Genomic DNA, 21,056 nt, shown 5'->3' on the forward strand with positions numbered 1-21,056 from the left:
TACCCCCATTATTTCTTCGCACTAAAACTCAATTATTCAGTACGCTAAACTAATGGCTAGAATTGTACTTTCTCATATTTAGACCAAGCTACAAGTCCATCCATAAAAGGGAATATCCATACAGCGGTATTCTCAGTGGAATGCACTCTAAAGAAAATCAATTCGGTTTCTTGAATATCCATTCGACGAATTTCACGGTAAAAGCGCATTGCCGACGGGGTAACGAAGTCTGGCTTTATAAACTCTTTTTGAGCTATTTTGCTATAGAAAACGTCAACCTCATAATCGCCAATGGTTTGTTCATATTGATTAAACGTACCACGGGTTTTCCATTTAATTGGCGTCGTACTGCAATCTTCGTCAGTGATGCAGATCGTGGTATAGATTTGGCCACTCTTTTCACTGTCATAGACAAGTGAGAGACTAAAATCACCACGGATAAGCTTCTCACCTGCTGCGGGAAAATACACGTCAGCATGGTAATGATGCTCGATAATATTGCCAACGCTATCTTTTGGGATCAGCACTCGATTAAATCGAATACGTTCTTCCATTTTTTTAGTTAACGGTACAAATTCACGCATATTCAAGCCAGCAGGCTCTGGAGATAGCGCATTGATATTGATAATCCCGACGCCATTACAATCATCTAATGCATAACCAGGACAAGCAGCAAATGAGTAATTGTTGCCATTGGTCAATGCGAAAGCGCTAAAGCCCTTGAGTCCAAGCACAACATTACTTTCAGGCGCAATATGTTTCTGCCACTTAGATTTATGCAGTTGATCAGTATCGTTTTTGTATAATAAAGTTGCGCTTTCTTCTAAGCCACCAATATTAATCTCAACTTGCTTGTCACTGCTCCAAAATGCGGTATTTTTAAGGACTTTATGGTACTCACATTGATACCAAGCAAGAATGATTAATCCAATAACAAATAACGCTCCAGCAATTTTGACCATCACGCTGACATCTAAAAAAGCAGCTCTAATCGTACCGGAGTCAGTTAAAGAAACCATTTTCACATGACTGCGTTCATCAATATGAAGCTGGTAGCCACGTCTTGCGACAGCTTTTAAATGAATTTCAGAAAAAGGCTCTAATTTACGGCGTAATGTACTAATACACTGCGTTAATGAAGTAGGTGCAACCACCCTATCAGGCCATCCTTCCGCCAATAGGTGCTCTTTTGTCCAGATTTCTTCGCTATTATCTAATAATTTAATTAATACTGCATTTTCAGAAAAAGTCAGACTGGTTTTCTCATCATTAAGATGATTAATCAGCTGCTTGGCTGAAGTATCGAGTGTTAAATATGAAGTAATTTTTAGCACTGCCTGCACCTAAAGTTTTACTATTGAGTCAATTGAAATCACATGAATCATAATTCATATCTTATCAAAAATATGTGATTACCGACTCAGTCTTAAAATATTTTAAAATCTGATAATACAAACACTTATATAGATATACCTCAAAATATATTTTTGTTAATTACTGCTATTAACATTGTGAATGAATAACCATTTCATTCTCTAAAATTAAGCATTGCAGTTAAAATATTTTCCGATGAAATAAACTTTGTGAAATCAACATCATTACCCCAACCCATATTGTTAATGCGATATACAAGTTAGACAGAGGAAATTGAACTAACGACGATAAACTACTGCTAGTATCCTGTTGAGGGGCAGCAACTAACATCAGAGCGCGGAAAATGTCACTTGGATTAAGCAATATCATTACCTGTAAAAGTTGACTAGAAAGCTCCACAGTTTCCGCTACCATAAGTGTGAGTAAAATAAGGTCGTAAACCAATACAACCGCTACCCAAATAAACAATAAAATAGCAATGGCTTTAGCTTTTTCAGCCACCTGCAAACTCACCACATAACCCACTAATACAAAGCACATACTCAGTAAAATACTGCTAAACACTAAATGACAGAACAACGGCAACAATAATGACAATTCAGTGCCAGTAAACACATGAATAAGTGCAGCTGTTAATCCAAAAGAAAATACAATAGTGCAAGCTAGCACAGTGATATGGCCAACAAACTTACCTAATAATATCTGACTGCGGCTTAAAGGGTATGACAATAGCAACAGCAAGGTACCAGACTCTTCTTCACCAATAAAACTGTCATAACTCAACAAAATAGCCGTTAATGGTAAAATAAATACTCCAATGGAACTTAGACTGGCCATTAACATTGGCAGCTCTGGAACAGCTAACTCACCCGTGACAACTGAACCTGAAAATGAAATTATTAAGGATAAACTAGTTAATATCAGACCGATAAACACAACCCAACGATTACGAAAGTTGTCTTTAATTTCTTTACTGGCGATGGTTAAAATAGGTGTAAACATCATAATTCCTCAAGCAACGTTTTGCTGACGGTTATTCATGCAGTGATGATAAATATCACTTAAACCAGGTTCTTCAATAGAGAAGTTATAAACGCCACAATGCTGCGTGAGATACTGCATGACTCTTGGCTTATCTACCTGATGAATCAATAATTGATTATTCACAGCCAATGTATTTAAAAACTCATCCTCTGCTATCGCTTGATTAATTTCCTCTCCTTTAAACAACACTTTTAAGTCTGTTAATTGGCGCAACGTCTCTACACAGCCAGAGGCTAATTCCATGCCGTTAGCCATAATAAAAGCACGATCAATATTATCTTCAACAACTGCCAACTCATGGGTACACACTACAATGGCGCAACCTTGGCGTTTGAGTTCATCAATCTTTTGATACATAAACAGTGAGGCCTGTGGATCAAGTCCAACTGTAGGTTCATCAAGTAATAAAATATCAGGAGATGACAATATTGCTTGGGCAAAACCTAGACGCTGCTTCATGCCTTTTGAATAGCTTTTAACCGGATTATCTTGCGCATGCTCAAGGCCAAACTCTTCGAGTACTTGTAGAACTTTTGATTTATCAATCCGCTTTAACGCGGCAAAATAATTCAACACCTCTTTGCCGGTGAGCTTTTCATATAAACTGATATTTTCAGGTAGGTAACCTAGATTGATCTGACGGCGATCTTTCTCATGAGTCACCGTTTTACCCATCATGGTAATTTGGCCCGATGTGGGTTTTACTATGCCTAACAGCATTTTTATCAGGCTAGATTTACCTGCACCATTATGCCCCAGCAATGCTAACGTTTCCCCCGCATGTACCTGTAAACTGATATTGCCTACGGCAGTAAATTCACCGTACTGTTTAATGAGGTTCTGAACCTGAATAACTGAATTTCTTGGCATAAAAACCTACTTATTTAACGAATGCTCAGAAGGCTGAGTTGTTGAAACTATGTTTGAATTTACATATGAATAATCTGCTAGTTCAGCGGCATAACCAATATTGGAATTTGCAGTCGGACTCATCATTGGAAAACTATCCATCACACCTGCTTCCGGCATAATTTGAAATTGCTGCTGAGTCCAGCGCAGCAAAGAAGCCACAGGACTTTTCAATAAAAAATGCGCTTCAGGATAAAGCCAATACAAACGATCTAAATGATCGCTTGGCTGATAAGCTTGCTCGCTAAACCCATCACCTGTTCGATCCCAACCGATAAAACCGCTCCAATAATTCCCTTGTTCTTTATGACTCCATTCAACAATCGTATCGCCGACATACTTCACATGAGCTTGATTATTAATAAACTGGTTACGATATATTTGATTGCCTTCGCCGCCCATCGCCATATAAATACCAATTTCGCTATTAGCAAATTCATTGTTATAAACACGGTTATCACGGGCGCCATAAATGAACATGCTTTTACCTTCATCGCCCGTTGGCATTTTAGGGTTTGCATTAACGATATTATTCACATGATTGGCTTGAACGTCTGAGTCATTGGTCATGTTTAGCAACACACCAAATATCGCAGCACCATTAACTTGATTATGATGTAGATTAATCCGCTTAGAGTTCATTAATGCGTAACCACCATCGACTTTTGTGGCTGCATTATTAAAGGCTTCGTCATCTTCGGTATACATGTAATGAATACCGTATTGCTGCTTAGAAAATTGATTATTGGTGACTAAACTGTGTTTACCTGATTCTAGATACACGCCATCTCTTACATCTTTAATTACATTGCCATTGATAACAGCATGATCCACACGTTTTAGATAAATACCATCGCCTCTATCCAATACAAAGCGTTCAGCATCGCCGCTAATCAGGTTGTGAGAAATTTCAATATGATGGCTATTATCGGCGCGAATGCCAAAGCCATCGCCAGTGAGTACATTGTCAGCGATCACAATGTTTGTCATGCCATCATTAATCAATATGCCTGCATTCAGTTCATATTGATCGTCTCCCCAATTGAGAATGTTTAATTGCTTAATATTGACGTCATTACTGGCAATCGTGATGGCGCTACCTTGACCTTGAGCATCAATAATTGACCTGGGATGACCGATTAATGTGAGGGGCTTATTAATAATCGCATTACCAAGATAGGTTTGATTACTCAAAGCAATGCGGTCATGAGCACTCGCGTCGTCAATAATCTCTTGCAATAAAACAGATTTGACTAGTGGATTAACATTTATTTCCATTGAATCAGCAAGCGTAATAGGTGCAGTAAATACACCAATAATCCACCACCAAATCAATACAAATTTACCCATGGAGTTTCTCACTTTCATCTAACCAATTATCTGAATTTGCTTAGCTAATGACTTTTAGTAAATTAAAAACATTAATACTTTACCAAGCTAGCACCTTTGTTTTTATAGGCTTAATGATGGCTCATATTCTCGCCTAATAATTCAATGGTAATGTCGTCAAACTTCAATACAGCCCCACCAAACTCACGGGCAAAATCTTGCGCTGCTTGTTCAGTACTAAATGAGGCTACAGCTGGGCCCATCACCGCTTGTCGACTGGTGCCATAAACATATGTCGCTGTTTTACCGTCAATAAAGAATTCATCTTTGGGATTATCCCAGTCTGTTTTGGCCATATCATGCACCCAAACTTGGTTCACCTGACGGGTATTTTCTGGCTGTAACAAAAAGCTGAACATGTCTCGTGTTGAGCAAAATGATGGGGCATTAGCGACATTATTCAGCTTTAATTGGCCTTTAGGCCCAGGATATTTGGTGATCATCATGCCGCACATATGACAGCGATCATGCTCATGAATTTGGTGAGCATGACGGTCAACTTCAGCCACTATGTTTTCGGGAGTACAAGCAAATAAAAATGGCACCAATAATAAAGATAGTATTTTTTTCATATCAATTTCCAACTGAAACACTGGGTAAATCATTCATATTAAAAAGAATCACCCTCAAAAATAACTAAGGGAAGTCATGTGGCTTGAGGGTGATTCAGGCAAACGTTAAATAGCGTAGGTCTGTCCTGCATATAGGATAAACAAACGTAAGCACATCATGCCGCTAATGGCACAAAATCCTGATAAGTAAAATGCTTTAGCGGAATGGCTAAAAGTTTTACCTGTGGCAAAGTTAAGTAAAATAGGCCCTAAGAACCCAATACCTACAACACCAATCCAGAATAGATTTGCCCATACGCCAGCTGTAAATGCTTCAAAGGCTAATTGTGCACCAGCATTACCTGTCGCTAAAGACATCGCAATCATGCAAATAAACAAAATTTCGGCAATCATGATTGGCCATTCAGCCCCATGAAGGATTTTAAGTTCACTGCTGTGCATGTCTTCTTTGAACAAGTATACCGACAACATTTTTGATGCAGCCGCACCTGCTGAGACACCTGACGCTATAAATAGCGCTGGTAAAACTGCAGTATTAATCAGTGGGAAGCGGATTAACGCTGAAATCAAGAAACCGGTATAAGCACATACAGATGCCGCTAAAATTAATGCTGTCACTTCACAAGGTTTGCGAACTGGTTTAAGCATATTAATAATAGGTAGCAAGAAGCTTAATGCTGGAATCGATTTGATTTCATCTTCAAAGGCATAAAGACACAACACTGCCGTAAGTGGGATGTACACACATAAAGCGATAACCCCTACTGACATCACAGATGTGAAGTTGTAGAACACCAAGATACGCCAGAAGAACAATGGGTTGGTTAAGTCTAAAACCAGACATAACATACCCAGTGCAATCGTCACAAACGAGATTAAGCTGGCAGCTTTATACAGTGGGGTAGTTTCAGTTTGGCCTTTAAAAAAGCGAATTGCTAAAGCAACCACTAAAGAACCGCCTGAAATACCGGCTAAGAAAAGGTAAACAGCAATTGGCCAAGGCCATGCAACCCCTTCAGATAGCCCCATGGTAAACTCCATTGAACCGTCCATCTTATACCCCCAACTTAACAACTGGAATGTAACGAAGGCTTGGTTCAGTACCAAATTGAGGCTTCATACGCACAGAGTCTTTCACCGCTAATAATTTATTAACGTATGAGGTTGGATCGTTAGCATCACCAAAGATCAACGCATCATATTTACACTGTTGTACACAAGCTGGTAACTCACCTTTTGATAATTTGCTGTTTAAACAGAAATCGCAATTATCAGCCACATCAGTTTCTTCATTAATAAAACGTGCATTGTATGGGCAGGCGCCAATACAGTATTTACAACCTGCACATTTACTTGCGTCCATGGTGACGACCCCTGTTTTAGGATCTTTATGTGCCGCACCTGTAGGACATACACTGACACATGGCGCGTTTTTACATTGCTGACAAGAAACACGAACAAACTTACGTTCGCAGTTACACTCTTCTTTGCCACAATGTGGACATGCTTGCCCTTCAACACCGCCAGATTGATGTTCCATCAACATTCTTGATTTGCCGTCAGGTAAGTTATTTGCGACATTACATGCCTCTTTACACTCACCACAACCGACACATTTATTTTGATCAAACACCATAACGTAATGAGGTTTGTTAGCATCTTCGTTGTCATCTTTAACTGAAGTACAGCCCATAGGGCCCAGAATTAAAGAAGCAGCTCCAATACCTTTTAGAAACCTCCGTCTTTCTATATTTTCACTCACAACATCCTCCCTAGTGCAGCTATCGCTGACTGGTATTTATTGGTTCGCTGCAAATTCAAATGACGAATCATCGACTCAATTCATCTAATTTAAATTCGGCTTTCATAATTGCGTTATTAATAGATTGTCTATTAAAAGATTGAGTTTGATTGGTCAGTAAGATGCGCCAGTGATCTATCGCGTCAACATATTCACCCTTAAGGTAAGCATCTGTTGCGAGTAGCAATCTGGTATTAAGCTCATCACGTTGAAAACTCAACGCTGTATCAATGACCATTTTGGTCTCAGGTAAAAACTGACGACTATCTCGGTAATACATTGATGTCGCTTTTATGCCTAATAACTCAGCATCAGCACCCACTAGCTCAATTAACTGATCTAGCGTCGTCACAGAGTCAGCATATAAACCGCCTTCTGCATATGATTGTGCTAACGAAATAAGCGCTAATTCATTTTGTGGTTGTTGCTGAACTTGATCTCGCCCTTTAGTAATACTGGCTGCAATCAAGTAATCCACCGATTCATCTGCCTGACCTTTATCCCAACCTTGGAAATGTCCTCCACTGGCATATATAGATAACGAAAAAATCAATACAGCGACTGACATCCATAATGGACTTTGATAAGAACCAGCAAGCTTAAATTCATCATATTTAAGGCAATGCTCGCCATTGTTACCGTCAGCCACTTTATTGGCTTGTTTCATCACAGTGCTGCTCAAATTACGGTTATATACACTGTGATGAAACCAGAAGAGTCCGATAAATATACTCAGACATACTGCTATACCTAAGGCCAGAATATTCATAAGTGTCTCTTCTTTCTTGAATTTAATTAATGAGTTATCACCAAAATTTCAATGACAACTTGTTGTTAGTAAAAGCTTAGTGAGAGCCCATCATGCCGTTCATGCCCATACCTGTTAGGCCCATACCTTTTGCGTTTTCACTCGGTGCTTCAGACTTAACTAATTCCACTTCAAAAATTAATGCGGTATCACCAGGAATATCACCAGCACCGTCTTTGCCATACGCTAGCTCAGATGGAATGGCAAAACGAAAGGTTGAGCCTTCAGGCATCAAGCGTAAACCTTCTTCCCAACCAGCAATGGCTGTCAGTAATGCAAAACGAACTGGATCTGTCGTTTCATCAAATACAGTCCCATCAACTAATGTGCCTTTGTACTTCACAGTGACCACATCTTCAGGGTTAGGTTTTCTGCCTTCACCCATTTTTATCACTTCATACTGCAAGCCAGAACCCGTCACCTTAACGCCATCTTTCGCTTTGTTTTCAACTAAGAAAGTATCACTGGCTTTTTTACTTTCAAGGGCAATTTGTTGCATTTTTTGGCTACTCAATAAATTAAGTAGTTCACTTCGATCGTTTAAGTAAGTCAGCACATCTTCATCAGACATTTTTTGTTCATTCTTAAGCGCATCAATCACACCATCAATCACCAATTGAACATTAATTTGAGCGCCAAGCTCCGTTTGGTTATAAATTTGGCTTGATAGGTAATTACCAATAGAAGCGCCCATGCTGTAAGACTGTTTTTCAACATCGCTTTCTACGTTTTGAGCAGCAAAACTGCCTGCTGATAAAACCAATGTCATACACGTTGCAATGGCTAAGGTACTTTTCTTTAATAATTTCATTTGGCACTCTCTCTTGGAAAATAGATTGACCCAGCGACAACACATCATCAGGTCTTAAATAGGTAATAAAATGGTTAAGGTAATTCTGTTACTCTTCCTGACAATCGCCAGCCGTAAATTCCATCGGCCATATGTCTAACCCCTGTGTAACCTAGTTTTACTGTTTCTCGTGCAGCCATCGCACTTGAAGTACATAAAGTGTTAGCACAGTAGAACACCATCACGGCATCCTTATTTTTTGGAAGTAACTTTTTCCAGTTCTTAACGTTGAAGTACACCGCACCAGGGATAAACCCTTCAGCCCATAACTCCAATGTGTTTACATCAAAAAAATAAACATCTTCATTGCCCACTAACGACTCAGCTTCACGCATTGAAATCGGATTAAGCTGAATGTCATTAATAGGAATTGGAATGAGATCCCCACCCGCACCAGCAAACACTTGTGCTTGCACTGCGACGAACAACGATACTGAAATCAAAATCTTGCTAAGTAGTTTTTTCATGGTTTTCTCTCAAAATATCTCGGCATCGGCTGACGCCGAGTTATTAAAAAATGGCTACTCACATACGTGAGTAGCCATTAGGGTTTTACATTTTTTTACCATTAATAATGGCTTGAGCTTGAGTCACGTAAGTGAGTGCTGCATCAATACGTTTATGGGTATAACGCGCACCATGGACACCCCAAGAACCATCTTTTTCAAGCAGCGTCACTGCATCTTGTGCTTTATCAGCCAATAGAAGAACTTGTGATTTATCTTCAACAGATAACTTAGTCACTTCTAATAATTGGTCGATAGTGTCAAGAGCGCCGACAACTTGAGCGTAAGTTTCTTTGATAGGCGTTTGGAACTTCATCACTTCGCCGTAGATCTCTTGTTGATCTTTGTAGTGTAGGCTTGGATCAAGTTCTGATTGGAACTGACTGTGACAACCTTTACCATTAACAACATTATCATCAGAGATAGCAGTACGAGCACAAGACCACATTAAATCTAAGTAGTTATTACCATTAGCATTCTTCGCAACAGTCCAACCTTTCACAGTAGATTCACGAGGTTTGCCTTCTGGTGGGTTCAATGTCTTCTGAGTTGGGTCGATTTCAATCTTCCACATGTGCGACTTACGAACCGCGTCGAAACCAGCTTGATCAGGGAACTGCATTGCGGTGAAGTTTTCACAACTGCCCATGTTAGGCATGTGACAACTTGTACAGCTTTGGTCGCTATGAGTCTTAGTGTTTGCTGCGATTTCAGCTTGCGCTGCGTGACAGTCAGAACACTCTTTCTTCATTTTCGGTTTGGTATAACCAGACTTCCAATCGTTGCTTGTAACTTCATGTGGATCATGACAAGTCGCACAACGCATGCCTTTTTCATAATGCATAGAAGCGAACATTTGCGAACCTTCAGTACCACATGATGGACATGCAGACTTCATTTTCACACCAAAAGCATACTCAAGTTTATCTTGGCCTTCTTCAGTATCAGCTAGCTCATCAACGAAGTTAAAACGTTGGTGACAACGTTCACAATTCGAAGGCATTCCGCCGCCATTACCACCATCGAGATGACCACCTGCTCCGTGACATTCTTCACAAGCAATACCTTTAGAAATGGTATGTTCTTGTAGTTTTTTAGGGTCACCTAAAGCAGCTAAGTATTCCTCTTTAGTTTCGAAGTCGAACTTGAAGCTATGACACACTTCACAGTAAGAGCTTGCAGGTTGGAACAACATTTCTTTTTCATACTTCGCACCGTATGAGCTCATGCCCACTTGGTGAGAACCACTTGGACCAAATGCTTTACCATCGTTAGTTTCAGGAAATTCTGGGATAACTGCGTTAATTTTGGCAGCCATTTCAGGCGTTAACCATTCAGCCCAACCACGTGAGAATTGGTTACCACCAGCGACCATTTTACCGCTGCCATCTCTCAATAAGCCGTCACGAATATGGTAAGTACCACGGACTAACCATGCATCAATGAAGCCGTATTTAGTACGTGGTGTACCCACAGTTGCGTAGATCATGTCAGGCGTAATACCATCAGCCAAAATAGAGGTATCTTTGGTGTTGTACATGGTCTTGTTCAAATCGTTATCCACTTCTGGATGTTCACCAGGGAAACGAATTGTTTTAGAGTGACGAGAACGATTCCATGCTTCGTATTGAACAGCATGACATTCACCACATTTTTCAGGTCCAACAAACTTGTTTGGATAATCAAGAATTGATTTAGCACCTAAACGATATTGAACAGCGCTTGGACGACCCACACGTTTGCTATATTTAGGGCTATTACCTGTATCTAAATACTCTTCACCACGATCACTAATGTGGTAATCACCCACTAAGTTACCTTCTTCATGGTATTTAAATACTGGATGGTTCTGGAATAAATAATCAAAAAGTTCTTTTTCTTGAACAATATAATCTTGTAGCGTTTTAACGCCTTTTGATTCTTCATCTCCATTTGGATTTGAAATAACTTTCTGTGCTGTCTTACCCATTTCTGGCAAACTATTATACTTGCCACCAGCAGCTGTTGCATTGCCAACAATGCCAAGACAAACTAGCACACTTAGTGCTGCTATCTTGTATTTAGCCTGTTTCATTGTCCCACTCCTAATCATCATTATTTTATATGTTGCAGTCGAACCTGGCAGTTCAGCTAGCGATATAATTAATTTGAGCAAGACTAAGTTTAAAGATAAAAACCAATGATTTGTTGATCTAGATCACATCATAAAACGCCTCAGACCTAACAAAACCTAAAAACAATATTAACCAATAAAAACAACAATATAATTGTATTTTTATTTTATTTTTATTTTATTTTTTATATAAAAATGCCATTTTTTTTCTATGAAAAATCATAAATATGTTTTTTACAAAATAAAAATATCTCAATATTAAAATTAGCAAAATTATTAAGATCAACCTCACAGAAAAATATCCTCAACATAGATAACCTTCAGTTGCTTCTTATTTAATTGATGATATAAGTCGCTAGAAACAAGTCGTTTAAAGACAACAAAACGTCTAATTAATATTGATATAACTTTCTCATTAACAAAATAGATTTATTTGATATTAATTATCAACCCCTCCACACAATATATAGGTAATAATATGATCCCAGAGATTGGACATTTACTGTTAATAATAGCCGCTGCGTTATCATTATTATTAGCCGTTATTCCTATGGTAGGTTTATATAAGCGTAATGCTTATTTAATTAGCTATTATCGCCCTATCAGTAATATGATGATTAGTGCTTTTTTAGGTGCGATTATTTGTTTAGCTATTAGCTTTATTAGCAATGATTTTTCAGTAGCCTATGTCGCTGATCACTCTAATACTCAGTTAGCGACTTTCTATAAAGTCGCTGCTATCTGGGGCAGCCACGAAGGCTCAATGTTATTTTGGGTGAGTGCTATCGCGTTATGGACGGTTATTATTGCCAATACTCATAACAATGAAGCTGATCATGCTTTCTTTATCCGAACAATTTCAGTGCTAGCAGCTGTGATCTGTGGCTTTAGTTTATTCATCATTTTCACCTCAAACCCATTTGTTAGGTTATTACCCAACTTCCCTATCGAAGGTCGAGACCTCAACCCTATCTTGCAAAACATCGGCTTAATTATTCATCCACCGTTATTATTTCTAGGTTACGTTGGTCTCACGGTGTGCTTCGCTGCGGCAGTTGCTGCACTCATGGGAAAACAGTTCACACAACAGCATGCGCGCTATTTACGTCCTTGGGCTATTTTGGCGTGGGTTTTCTTAACAGGGGGTAATGCGTTTGGTTCTTGGTGGGCATATAACGAACTAGGCTGGGGTGGTTGGTGGTTTTGGGACCCGGTTGAAAATGCCTCTTTCATTCCTTGGCTAGTTGCCACTGCATTAGTCCACTCAGTGGTGATGACTGGACGCTTCGGACAATGTAAAAAGCTCACCTTGTTTCTGGCTATTTTAGCATTCTCATTAAGCTTACTGGGCACTTTTATCGTACGCTCAGGTGTGGTGCAATCTGTTCATGCATTTGCTGCGGATCCAACTCGTGGTATGTCAATACTGCTATTATTGGTACTGTTTTCTGGTAGCGCCTTAGCACTTTTTGCCACTCGGGCTCAATATATACAATCTACCGATAAGTTTGCCTTAATTTCACGCAATAGCTTGATATTAATCGGCAACTTGTTACTGGTGATTGCAGCTTTATCGGTACTACTAGGTAGTTACTATCCGATTATTTACCGAGTTATTACTGGCGTCACCATCTCTGTAGGCGCTCCTTATTTCAACAGTATTTTTGTCCCTATCCTGGTACTACTCAGCTTATTAATGGGGCTAGCCCCTCTACTGCGTTGGCAACAAGATAGCGCTAAGAATCTGAAAGTGCCGACCTTTTTGCTAGGCATCTCAATCGTATTAGCAGCAATCATCAACAACTCGTTTGAACAAGCCAATGCATGGTTTTTCATTGGATTAATGTCGGTAACTTGGTTAGTGCTCACATTGATCATTGCCATGATCCAGCATCAACTTCATACCCGTTCAATAACACAGACTCGTCGATTTTATGCTATGTGTGTCGCTCATCTTGGCGTCGCAGTGGCTATTTTTGCAGGCTCTGTTGTATCAAACCTTGAGCAAGAAGAAGTGTTGAGCATGGGCCCTAATCAAGGGCGAACACTAGCAGGTTATACCTTCGTATTTGAAAACACCCAACAAGTTTCAACCAACAGTTACGATGCGCTACAAGCCAACATTCGTATTATGGATGAGGAAGAAACGACGGTAGGTTATGCCTACCCGCAACGTCAAACCTTTAAAACTAACGGCATGCAGATGTCTGCTGCAGGAGTCTATTCAACCTTAGGTAAAGATTTATATGTCTCAATGGGCAACCAGCTCAACGACACAGAGTATTTAGTGCGTATCAGTTACAAACCTATGGTGAATTGGTTATGGATTGGCGCAATCTTGATGATGTTAGCAGGCGTATGGGTAGTCATAGCTTGCCGTGACAGCACTGCATCAAAACACTCACCATGTCGCACTAATGATCAGAAAACATCTCGACTAGAGGAGGCAACCTCATGACCCCATTCTATCGAATGCTCCACCGCATGTTCAGCCCTATTTCAGTGGCCATATTAACCGTGTTATTGATATTTAGCGTGCAAAATGTCACGGCTTCTGAGGCATTATCCCACCGAAATTATTCTGCTGATGAAAAACGTCAACTTGGTTTTGAAATTGCCCAAGAACTGCGCTGCCCAGCATCTGATAATCGCAGTTTATTTGATTCGGAAACCCAAATAGCAAACGAGCTTAAAGGGCACATATTTCAAAAACTCGATCAGGGTCAATCCAAACAAGAAATCATTGATTTTATGGTAGCCCGTTTCGGCGAACGAATCCGCTATCAACCTAGCCTGCACTCAGGCACGTTAGCTTTATGGCTCATCCCAATTGGGTTGTTTTTTTTCACAATAATCGGTGGTATCGCTTGGATTATTAAACAACCCCAAACGCCAATTAAACTCCATTTAAACGAGAATGAATATGAATAAATTAATGCCAATCACGTTACTGCTTTTAACTGGCTGCGTTACTTTTAATGCTGCTGCAAAGCCTGTGGATGTGAAAGTCTATGAAACGGGTGAACAAATAGAGAAACCTATGGTGATGTCGCGTTTTGTTGAGCTGCGAAATGCGCGCAAAATTCAAGACATTGACTTTAGCGATCAGCAACAAAACAAGGTCAACCTAGCACAACACCACGGCAAGCTAGTCATGGTGAACTTATGGGCAACTTGGTGTGCACCGTGTATCAAAGAAATCCCAGCGATGCAGGCAATTAAAGAGCGAAATCAAGATAAAGACTTTGCACTTGTGCCAATTTCTATTGATGAAAATCCAGATGATATAAAACCCTTTTTCGAACAACATGGTTTTGATAATTACGCGACTTGGATTGATCCTGACAAGAATGTTGATTACATCATGCCTGCAGATTTACTGCCTGCTAGCTTTATTTTAGACGGCAAAGGAAACCTAGTCGGCTTTGTTCGTGGATACATTGATTGGACAGATGAAGGTATCCAACCTTATTTAGATGGTCTGATTGAAAAATACGCCCATCGATAATTAATTTGAAAGTTTCATCATCACAAAAGGTTGTCTATTAACCTCCGCCTAACATCCCTGATTCATCCTAGGCGGTTTTTTTTATTCACAAACGGTGTCCCTGTGCAATTGGGCCGCCGTTTATCTTGAACAAGCCCTGTCAATTCATTACCATATTCACCTATTTACTACTTTCTAGGCTTAATAAATAATGAAGTTATCTGTTTTAGACCAAACCATTTTTGACCACTTGTACCGTGATATCAAAGAATTTCGCAGCACCTTTGATTTACCTATCGAAAATGCATCAAGTCTAGATGACAAAGCCGATACCCTGCACACTTCACTTATCATTGAAGAGCTCACAGAGCTTGCTGAAGCGGATTGCCGCGTTGAACAAGCTGATGCCATCGTTGACTCTGTTTATGTACTAATGGGGCGTTTAGTCCACTTAGGCGCAGCAAAAGTCAGCGACCGTCTAGAAATTAGTTATTTAATTGATTTATTACTGTCTGTTGCTAAAAACCGTGAAGTTAACTTCATTGAATGCTGGGATGAAGTTCACTCTAGCAACATGAGTAAAGTGTGTCGCAATGAGCAAGAGCTGAATGAAACCATTGCTCACTATGCTAAACAAGGTGTTGAAATCGTGGGCAGCACTAAGGGTGAATTCATCATCGCTAAATGCGCTAAAGATGTTGAAATGGCCGGTAAAGTGGTTCGCCAAGGTAAGGTATTAAAATCCGTTTATTACCGCCCAGCTGATCTCGAAAAATTAGTAAAAAACTAAACAACCACTAAATCAGTTGTTAACCAAAAAATGCGTCCACAGTGGACGCATTTTTTTATGGGTTACGTTTAGTGTAAATATGAATTTTTAAGCCGCTTCAGACTGCTCAATATCAGTTAGTGCCGCGACCACCTTTTCTGGTTCAGCCACATTAATATGCACCACAGTCAGCTTTTCAACTAACTGCCCTAATCCACCAAAATACCATTGTGGCGTTTTAAAACGGATAGTGAGATTAGTCTGCTCACCTCGCCCTATTGATAATTCGTCATCGACAACCTTTTTGGTTGCTTGATTCACTGCAACCGTTTCAATCTCGTTAATATCGATCGCCATAAAACCCCAAATGGCATTATTAACCACTAACCTGTTGCGGATTCGATACATGGAATAACGGCGTGATATACGATAATTTGCCACCAGCATCACCAAGGTTAAACTGATGATTGAAGAGACGATAATCGCGGCTAATTCACTCCAGTTAACCAAAATCATATAGCTGGCAACACAGCTAGTTAAACAACCGCTAAGCATTAATGACAAATGCCAAGGCTTGGCACTCAATAGCTTAATGTGGCTAATGCCAGTGGGATGATTGCGTGAAAACCATGGGATAGCGTAATACCAGTTAGTCGGCTCTCCAGCGACGATGAAGGCGATAGACAAAGCCTTTTCATCTTCATCTGCGTACACCTCAACCGCACTCACTCGGGGGTCGCCCTTGACCTTTCTGACCTTCAACAAACCGCGAATGATAGTGAAAACCAGAAATGATTCAATGATCAACAACACCCCAATAATGGGGTACTTTAACCAAGCTACAAACTCAAAATAGTCGGCGATATCTGCCGGAAAGCTCAGCCTCGCCACCAAGCTGCTGGTACTTAAAATAATAATCAGCTTCCACCATTTCTGGCTGCCTTTTTTGATAATGCAGTACCAATATGCCAACGGTATTAAGCCAAAGTAGCCGATAGCGATAAGGCTTAGTCTTAGCTCGTCATTAGCAGTCGCTAGGGATTCTGGGGTTAACTGCACGCCAATAGTAAACAGTACTATCGCAAAGGCTAAAAACAGCAGTCGGTACTTAACTATGGGTCTCATATAACAATCCTTGTTATTGTTCTATAACTTAAAATTATGTTTATGGCTTATGTTTATGGCATAAATGTCTTATTTTTTGATAGAACTATTATTGCGCCTAATCAGTGACCACTAACCCCCGTTTTAGCATCAAACAGCCAGTCTAAGCCATAGATCGCAGACATCGGAAACGCCATACTGTGATTGGCTACAGGCATTAGCATTAACTTGGCATTGATACCTGAACCATTAGCTGCAGTTAAGCGATTTTTTTGTTGTAGCAGCTGATAAAATGACTTGGCATCTGCCACCATATCTTGCCCAAACTCGCTGTTTTCTGCCGTTTCTAACTCTCCGACACCAATAAATACATTGGCATTTATTGATTTAGTGATAAATTCCGGCTCGCGAAATTGCTTTAGTAACTGCTGGTTATCAAACCAAAATGGCGGACTCGCCAGTACATAGTTATTAAATAATGCGGGCTTATTACGTAAGATATAGGCGCCAAACAAGCCCCCTAACGCATGGCCAACATAGGTGTTTTGCCATGGCTGAGTGCGATAATGCTGATTCATATAAGGGATAATTTTATTGGCAAACAACTGCATGTGGCGCTGGGCCTCACCGGTGGCTTGGGTTCTGTTAGTATCAACTGACGGGGTGTAATCACGCATACGACTTGCTGCGGGGCTGCGGCCTTGCTGTCCTGATACTGCCACTAAAATAGCCTGCTGCATATCAGTACGGTCCATAGACAAACGAGTCACACCAGAGACCACTTGCAAGCTGTACACAGCATCAGTCATATAAATAACCGGATAGCTTTTTAGCTTATCAATTTGGTTATAGCTATTGGGCAGTTTGATATAAAGATTATAGGTGCGATCGCTATCCTCTACCTCAACCACTGTGGTATTCGGTATGGTAAAGCTTGCAAACGCGGCGGGCACCGCGCTTAAAAAGAGGCTACAGCATACGATACTGCGAAAAAGTATCATAAAGCGAGAAATGGTCATCAGCTATCCTTGTTGATGTAATTTTTCGCCCTATTCTACGCACTTATTGAAGAAAATAAATAATCTGCGCTCAATGCCATAAATAAAGCAAATCCGGCCCAGTTATTATTTAGAAAAGCCTTAAAACATGGCGCGCGTTCGCGACCATAAATAAGCCATTGCTGATAACTGCTAAAGGCAATAAAGGTGCTAATGCCAATGCCATACAATAACCCACGTTCAGCAGACCAACCGGCCATAATAAAACACCCTAGGGCCGCTAACTGAAACGCGGCAATCCATTGGCGGTCGTATCGGCCAAATAAAATGGCTGTAGATTTAATGCCGACTTTTAAGTCATCATCTCTATCAACCATGGCATACATGGTGTCGTAAGCTACCGTCCAACACCAATTGGCAACAAATAACCACCAAGCTTCCATGGGCACATAACCTAGCTGCGCAGCGTAGGCCATAGGAATTGACCAGCTCCACACTATGCCTAAAAACATTTGCGGCATATTGGTTACCCGTTTCATAAACGGGTACATGATGGTCAAGATAATGCCGACAACCGATAGTTTTACCACTAGCGGATTTAAAAATAATACTAAGCTAAACGCGATTAATGCCATCACCACAAATAATATCAGCGCTTCCTTACTGCTGATTTCACCTGAGGCTAAAGGCCGCATCTTAGTGCGCTCAACATGGGCATCAAGTTTTCGATCTGCAAAGTCGTTAATCACGCAACCACAAGCACGCATAACGACCACCCCTAGCATAAAGATGATCAACACCTTCACATCAGGCATGCCACCCGCTGCAAGCAATAACGCCATTAAACACGGCCACATTAGCAACAAGGTACCAATGGGCCTATCAAGGCGCGTTAAGCGTTTATAAACCGATATTTTTTTTTGTAACGTCCATGAGACTGCTGACATGGTTTACTTCACTCCTGCAATTGAAGTTGTATCACTTCTTATTTGTCATCTCGCATAACCCACGAGTGACTTTATTATTTCGCTTAGAATTATGTCCGCTCTAGTAAAAAATTACCCTAACACGCTTCAAGTTTTGCCAATGAAACCAGTAACCATTTGCTACCAAAGTCTGTAAAACTGACTTGAACACGCGCTTTATCTGCTGTGCCTTCAAAATCTGTCACTATGCCTTGGCCAAATTTAAAGTGTTTTACTTTTTGACCCACTTTAAAGCCACTGTCATTGGCAATAGATTGTCTTGGCACATTAAAACGGCTGCTCATTTTAGGCGCTGACACTGACGCTTTCATGCGAATTTCTTCAACATACTGGCTGGGGATTTCACCAATAAAACGCGATGGACTGGCATAGTCCTCACGGCCATAAATGCGGCGTGACTCAGCATAACTGATATACAATTTTTGCATCGCACGAGTCATGCCTACATAACAAAGACGGCGTTCTTCATCTAAACGATCACCTTCATCTAATGCCATTTTACTTGGAAAAATACCTTCCTCAACCCCAGCCATAAACACCACTGGGAACTCCAAGCCTTTAGCTGAATGCAAGGTCATTAGCTGCACGGCATCGGTAAACTTGTCTGCTTGGCCTTCGCCCGCTTCTAATGCTGCGTGAGATAAAAAGGCATTTAGCTCGCCCATATCTTCAAGTTCTTCTGGCATTTCAAAACTGCGGGCAGCGGTGACCAGCTCATTTAAGTTTTCGACTCGTGATTGGGCTTTTTCGCCTTTTTCGGCTTCGTACATAGCCCGTAGCCCTGAACGGTCAATGACCTTGTCGGCCATACCATATAGACTCATATCGGCAGTATCAGTGCGCATGCCAATCACTAAATCCATAAAGCCATTCACGGCATTGGCAGCGCGGCCAGTAAGGACTTTTTCTTCAATTAAGCGCAAGCTTGCCTGCCACATAGTCATTTCTTGCTGACGTGCGGTTGAGCGAATGATATCAAGGGTACGGTTACCAATACCACGAGTTGGGGTGTTAACCACCCGTTCAAAAGCTGCATCATCATTTTGATTATTGATAAGACGCATATAACCCATGGCATCTTTAATCTCTTGGCGCTCGAAGAAACGCAGGCCACCGTAAATTCGGTAAGCTAGCCCTTTATGGAGTAAGGCTTCTTCTAATACTCGCGACTGGGCATTGGAGCGGTATAAAATGGCACACTCTTCTAACTTGCCGCCGTTATTTTGCCACTCAGCCATTTTGCCAACAATAAAGCGCGCTTCATCCATTTCATTAAAGGCGCAATAAACCGCAATAAGCTCACCCGCATCGTCTTCAGTCCACAGTTTTTTACCTAAACGCTCAGGGTTGTTGGCAATTAGATCATTGGACGCATTAAGGATATTGGCTGTGGAGCGATAGTTTTGCTCCAGCTTAACCGTGGTGGAACCTGGGAAATCGGTTAAGAATTTATGTAGATTCTCAACTTGGGCACCGCGCCAGCCGTAAATAGATTGATCGTCATCGCCAACAATCATCACATTGGCTTCTTTGCCTGCCAGCACTCGGATCCACGCATATTGAATGGCGTTGGTATCTTGGAATTCGTCCACCAAGATATGCTTAAAGCGTTCTTGATAATGGGCTAATACATGGGGTTTATTGAGCCATAATTCATGGGCGCGCAATAAAATTTCAGCAAAATCAACAAGGCCAGCTCGGTCGCAAGATTCTTGATAAATTTTATAGATGTTTAATAAATTTTGCTCAATAGGAAAGCCACCCGCATCGATATGCTTTGGGCGTAAGCCTTGGTCTTTTTTGCCATTAATGTAACCTTGGCACTGACGCGGCGGATATTGCTTGTCATCTAAATTGAGACTTTTAAGAATACGTTTTAATAAACGTAACTGATCGTCAGAATCAATAATTTGGAAGCTTTGGGGTAAATTGGCATCTTTAAAGTGAGTGCGCAGCAAACGATGGGCTAAACCGTGGAAAGTACCAATCCACATACGGCCCATGTTACTGCCAACCACTTTCTCAACCCGCTCACGCATTTCTGCCGCGGCTTTATTGGTAAAGGTTACCGCAAGGATAGAGTATGGACTTTGTTGTTCGACCTGCATAAGCCAAGCAATACGATGGGTTAATACCCGAGTTTTACCACTGCCTGCTCCAGCTAAAACTAACATGCTTGAAAGCGGTGCGCCCACTGCTTCACGCTGCTTTGCGTTTAGGCCGTCTAATAATGATGATACGTCCATTGGTCCTCCCAAAAATCAAGCTGGAAGTATACCAGTTCCTAGGCGGCTGCGACTAGGAACTGTAACGGATTCTTTATGGGGATTTTATTGTGATGACTTG

The 21,056-nt window shown here is 40.8% G+C and carries 19 protein-coding genes; 4 read left to right on the forward strand and 15 right to left on the reverse strand.

Annotated elements, in window-relative coordinates:
* Positions 1-56 precede the first annotated feature (56 nt).
* The 11 genes from BCU57_RS16385 to BCU57_RS16435 all read right to left on the reverse strand — a co-directional run bounded on the left by BCU57_RS16385 (position 57) and on the right by BCU57_RS16435 (position 11,327).
* Positions 57-1,334 carry a winged helix-turn-helix domain-containing protein gene (locus tag BCU57_RS16385; RefSeq protein WP_102440091.1) on the reverse strand — a complete coding sequence of 426 codons (1,278 nt, stop codon included), beginning with the start codon at positions 1,332-1,334 and terminating at the stop codon, positions 57-59.
* 220 nt (positions 1,335-1,554) lie between these two features.
* Complete coding sequence (locus BCU57_RS16390) at positions 1,555-2,379, reverse strand: ABC transporter permease (RefSeq protein ID WP_102440250.1); 825 nt, start codon at positions 2,377-2,379, stop codon at positions 1,555-1,557.
* A 6-nt stretch (positions 2,380-2,385) separates the two neighbouring features.
* Positions 2,386-3,288, reverse strand: a complete 903-nt coding sequence (locus tag BCU57_RS16395) for an ABC transporter ATP-binding protein (RefSeq protein WP_102440249.1) — start codon at positions 3,286-3,288, stop codon at positions 2,386-2,388.
* Positions 3,289-3,294: 6 nt separating this feature from the next.
* Entirely contained in the window at positions 3,295-4,677 is a 1,383-nt protein-coding gene (nosD, locus tag BCU57_RS16400; protein ID WP_102440248.1) for a nitrous oxide reductase family maturation protein NosD, read from the reverse strand.
* A gap of 110 nt (positions 4,678-4,787) precedes the next feature.
* Positions 4,788-5,288, reverse strand: a complete 501-nt coding sequence (locus tag BCU57_RS16405) for a nitrous oxide reductase accessory protein NosL (RefSeq protein WP_102440251.1) — start codon at positions 5,286-5,288, stop codon at positions 4,788-4,790.
* A 105-nt stretch (positions 5,289-5,393) separates the two neighbouring features.
* Complete coding sequence (gene nrfD / locus BCU57_RS16410; RefSeq protein WP_102440247.1) at positions 5,394-6,341, reverse strand: NrfD/PsrC family molybdoenzyme membrane anchor subunit; 948 nt, start codon at positions 6,339-6,341, stop codon at positions 5,394-5,396.
* A 1-nt stretch (position 6,342) separates the two neighbouring features.
* The gene (locus BCU57_RS16415) at positions 6,343-7,050 is read right to left on the reverse strand and encodes a 4Fe-4S dicluster domain-containing protein (RefSeq protein WP_102440246.1); all 708 of its coding nucleotides are present in this window, start codon (positions 7,048-7,050) and stop codon (positions 6,343-6,345) included.
* A 67-nt stretch (positions 7,051-7,117) separates the two neighbouring features.
* Complete coding sequence (locus BCU57_RS16420; protein ID WP_102440245.1) at positions 7,118-7,756, reverse strand: nitrite reductase; 639 nt, start codon at positions 7,754-7,756, stop codon at positions 7,118-7,120.
* Positions 7,757-7,934: 178 nt separating this feature from the next.
* A complete protein-coding gene (locus BCU57_RS16425) occupies positions 7,935-8,708 on the reverse strand; it encodes an FKBP-type peptidyl-prolyl cis-trans isomerase (RefSeq protein ID WP_102440244.1) in 774 nt (257 codons plus the stop codon).
* Between the two features lie 74 nt (positions 8,709-8,782).
* A complete protein-coding gene (locus tag BCU57_RS16430; protein ID WP_102440243.1) occupies positions 8,783-9,214 on the reverse strand; it encodes a rhodanese-like domain-containing protein in 432 nt (143 codons plus the stop codon).
* A gap of 85 nt (positions 9,215-9,299) precedes the next feature.
* The gene (locus tag BCU57_RS16435; protein WP_413211461.1) at positions 9,300-11,327 is read right to left on the reverse strand and encodes a cytochrome C; all 2,028 of its coding nucleotides are present in this window, start codon (positions 11,325-11,327) and stop codon (positions 9,300-9,302) included.
* A 517-nt stretch (positions 11,328-11,844) separates the two neighbouring features.
* On the opposite strand from BCU57_RS16435, the gene BCU57_RS16440 reads away from it, so the two are divergent.
* The 4 genes from BCU57_RS16440 (at position 11,845) to BCU57_RS16455 (ending at position 15,643) form a co-directional block, all read left to right on the forward strand.
* Complete coding sequence (locus BCU57_RS16440; RefSeq protein ID WP_102436889.1) at positions 11,845-13,824, forward strand: heme lyase CcmF/NrfE family subunit; 1,980 nt, start codon at positions 11,845-11,847, stop codon at positions 13,822-13,824.
* A complete protein-coding gene (locus tag BCU57_RS16445) occupies positions 13,821-14,297 on the forward strand; it encodes a cytochrome c-type biogenesis protein CcmH (protein WP_241903470.1) in 477 nt (158 codons plus the stop codon). The genes BCU57_RS16440 and BCU57_RS16445 overlap by 4 nt, the downstream gene beginning before the upstream one ends.
* Positions 14,290-14,874: a TlpA family protein disulfide reductase gene (locus BCU57_RS16450; RefSeq protein WP_102436891.1), complete on the forward strand. Its 585-nt coding sequence runs from the start codon at positions 14,290-14,292 to the stop codon at positions 14,872-14,874. The genes BCU57_RS16445 and BCU57_RS16450 overlap by 8 nt, the downstream gene beginning before the upstream one ends.
* Before the next feature lie 190 nt (positions 14,875-15,064).
* A complete protein-coding gene (locus BCU57_RS16455) occupies positions 15,065-15,643 on the forward strand; it encodes a nucleoside triphosphate pyrophosphohydrolase family protein (RefSeq protein WP_102436893.1) in 579 nt (192 codons plus the stop codon).
* An 87-nt stretch (positions 15,644-15,730) separates the two neighbouring features.
* On the opposite strand, the gene BCU57_RS16460 is transcribed toward BCU57_RS16455, so the two are convergent.
* From BCU57_RS16460 to uvrD, 4 genes are all read right to left on the reverse strand, one after another.
* Complete coding sequence (locus BCU57_RS16460) at positions 15,731-16,747, reverse strand: hypothetical protein (RefSeq protein ID WP_102436895.1); 1,017 nt, start codon at positions 16,745-16,747, stop codon at positions 15,731-15,733.
* A 101-nt stretch (positions 16,748-16,848) separates the two neighbouring features.
* Positions 16,849-17,745 carry an alpha/beta hydrolase gene (locus BCU57_RS16465; protein WP_102436897.1) on the reverse strand — a complete coding sequence of 299 codons (897 nt, stop codon included), beginning with the start codon at positions 17,743-17,745 and terminating at the stop codon, positions 16,849-16,851.
* 35 nt (positions 17,746-17,780) lie between these two features.
* The gene (gene ubiA / locus BCU57_RS16470) at positions 17,781-18,671 is read right to left on the reverse strand and encodes a 4-hydroxybenzoate octaprenyltransferase (RefSeq protein WP_102436899.1); all 891 of its coding nucleotides are present in this window, start codon (positions 18,669-18,671) and stop codon (positions 17,781-17,783) included.
* A gap of 116 nt (positions 18,672-18,787) precedes the next feature.
* Complete coding sequence (uvrD, locus tag BCU57_RS16475; protein WP_102436901.1) at positions 18,788-20,956, reverse strand: DNA helicase II; 2,169 nt, start codon at positions 20,954-20,956, stop codon at positions 18,788-18,790.
* Positions 20,957-21,056: the final 100 nt, after the last annotated feature.

This window comes from Shewanella sp. 10N.286.48.B5 (assembly GCF_002874355.2).
Classification (GTDB): domain Bacteria; phylum Pseudomonadota; class Gammaproteobacteria; order Enterobacterales; family Shewanellaceae; genus Shewanella.

Excerpts from the sequence above, each read along its gene's own strand:
- BCU57_RS16460 (WP_102436895.1), bottom strand. The coding sequence starts at position 16,747 with ATGAGACCCATAGTTAAGTACCGACTGCTGTTTTTAGCCTTTGCGATA.
- BCU57_RS16445 (WP_241903470.1), top strand. The coding sequence starts at position 13,821 with ATGACCCCATTCTATCGAATGCTCCACCGCATGTTCAGCCCTATTTCA.
- BCU57_RS16430 (WP_102440243.1), bottom strand. The coding sequence starts at position 9,214 with ATGAAAAAACTACTTAGCAAGATTTTGATTTCAGTATCGTTGTTCGTC.
- BCU57_RS16395 (WP_102440249.1), bottom strand. The coding sequence starts at position 3,288 with ATGCCAAGAAATTCAGTTATTCAGGTTCAGAACCTCATTAAACAGTAC.
- BCU57_RS16440 (WP_102436889.1), top strand. The coding sequence starts at position 11,845 with ATGATCCCAGAGATTGGACATTTACTGTTAATAATAGCCGCTGCGTTA.
- BCU57_RS16450 (WP_102436891.1), top strand. The coding sequence starts at position 14,290 with ATGAATAAATTAATGCCAATCACGTTACTGCTTTTAACTGGCTGCGTT.
- uvrD (WP_102436901.1), bottom strand. The coding sequence starts at position 20,956 with ATGGACGTATCATCATTATTAGACGGCCTAAACGCAAAGCAGCGTGAA.
- BCU57_RS16425 (WP_102440244.1), bottom strand. The coding sequence starts at position 8,708 with ATGAAATTATTAAAGAAAAGTACCTTAGCCATTGCAACGTGTATGACA.
- BCU57_RS16455 (WP_102436893.1), top strand. The coding sequence starts at position 15,065 with ATGAAGTTATCTGTTTTAGACCAAACCATTTTTGACCACTTGTACCGT.
- BCU57_RS16465 (WP_102436897.1), bottom strand. The coding sequence starts at position 17,745 with ATGACCATTTCTCGCTTTATGATACTTTTTCGCAGTATCGTATGCTGT.
- nosD (WP_102440248.1), bottom strand. The coding sequence starts at position 4,677 with ATGGGTAAATTTGTATTGATTTGGTGGTGGATTATTGGTGTATTTACT.
- BCU57_RS16390 (WP_102440250.1), bottom strand. The coding sequence starts at position 2,379 with ATGATGTTTACACCTATTTTAACCATCGCCAGTAAAGAAATTAAAGAC.
- BCU57_RS16420 (WP_102440245.1), bottom strand. The coding sequence starts at position 7,756 with ATGAAACAAGCCAATAAAGTGGCTGACGGTAACAATGGCGAGCATTGC.
- BCU57_RS16435 (WP_413211461.1), bottom strand. The coding sequence starts at position 11,327 with ATGAAACAGGCTAAATACAAGATAGCAGCACTAAGTGTGCTAGTTTGT.
- ubiA (WP_102436899.1), bottom strand. The coding sequence starts at position 18,671 with ATGTCAGCAGTCTCATGGACGTTACAAAAAAAAATATCGGTTTATAAA.
- nrfD (WP_102440247.1), bottom strand. The coding sequence starts at position 6,341 with ATGGACGGTTCAATGGAGTTTACCATGGGGCTATCTGAAGGGGTTGCA.
- BCU57_RS16405 (WP_102440251.1), bottom strand. The coding sequence starts at position 5,288 with ATGAAAAAAATACTATCTTTATTATTGGTGCCATTTTTATTTGCTTGT.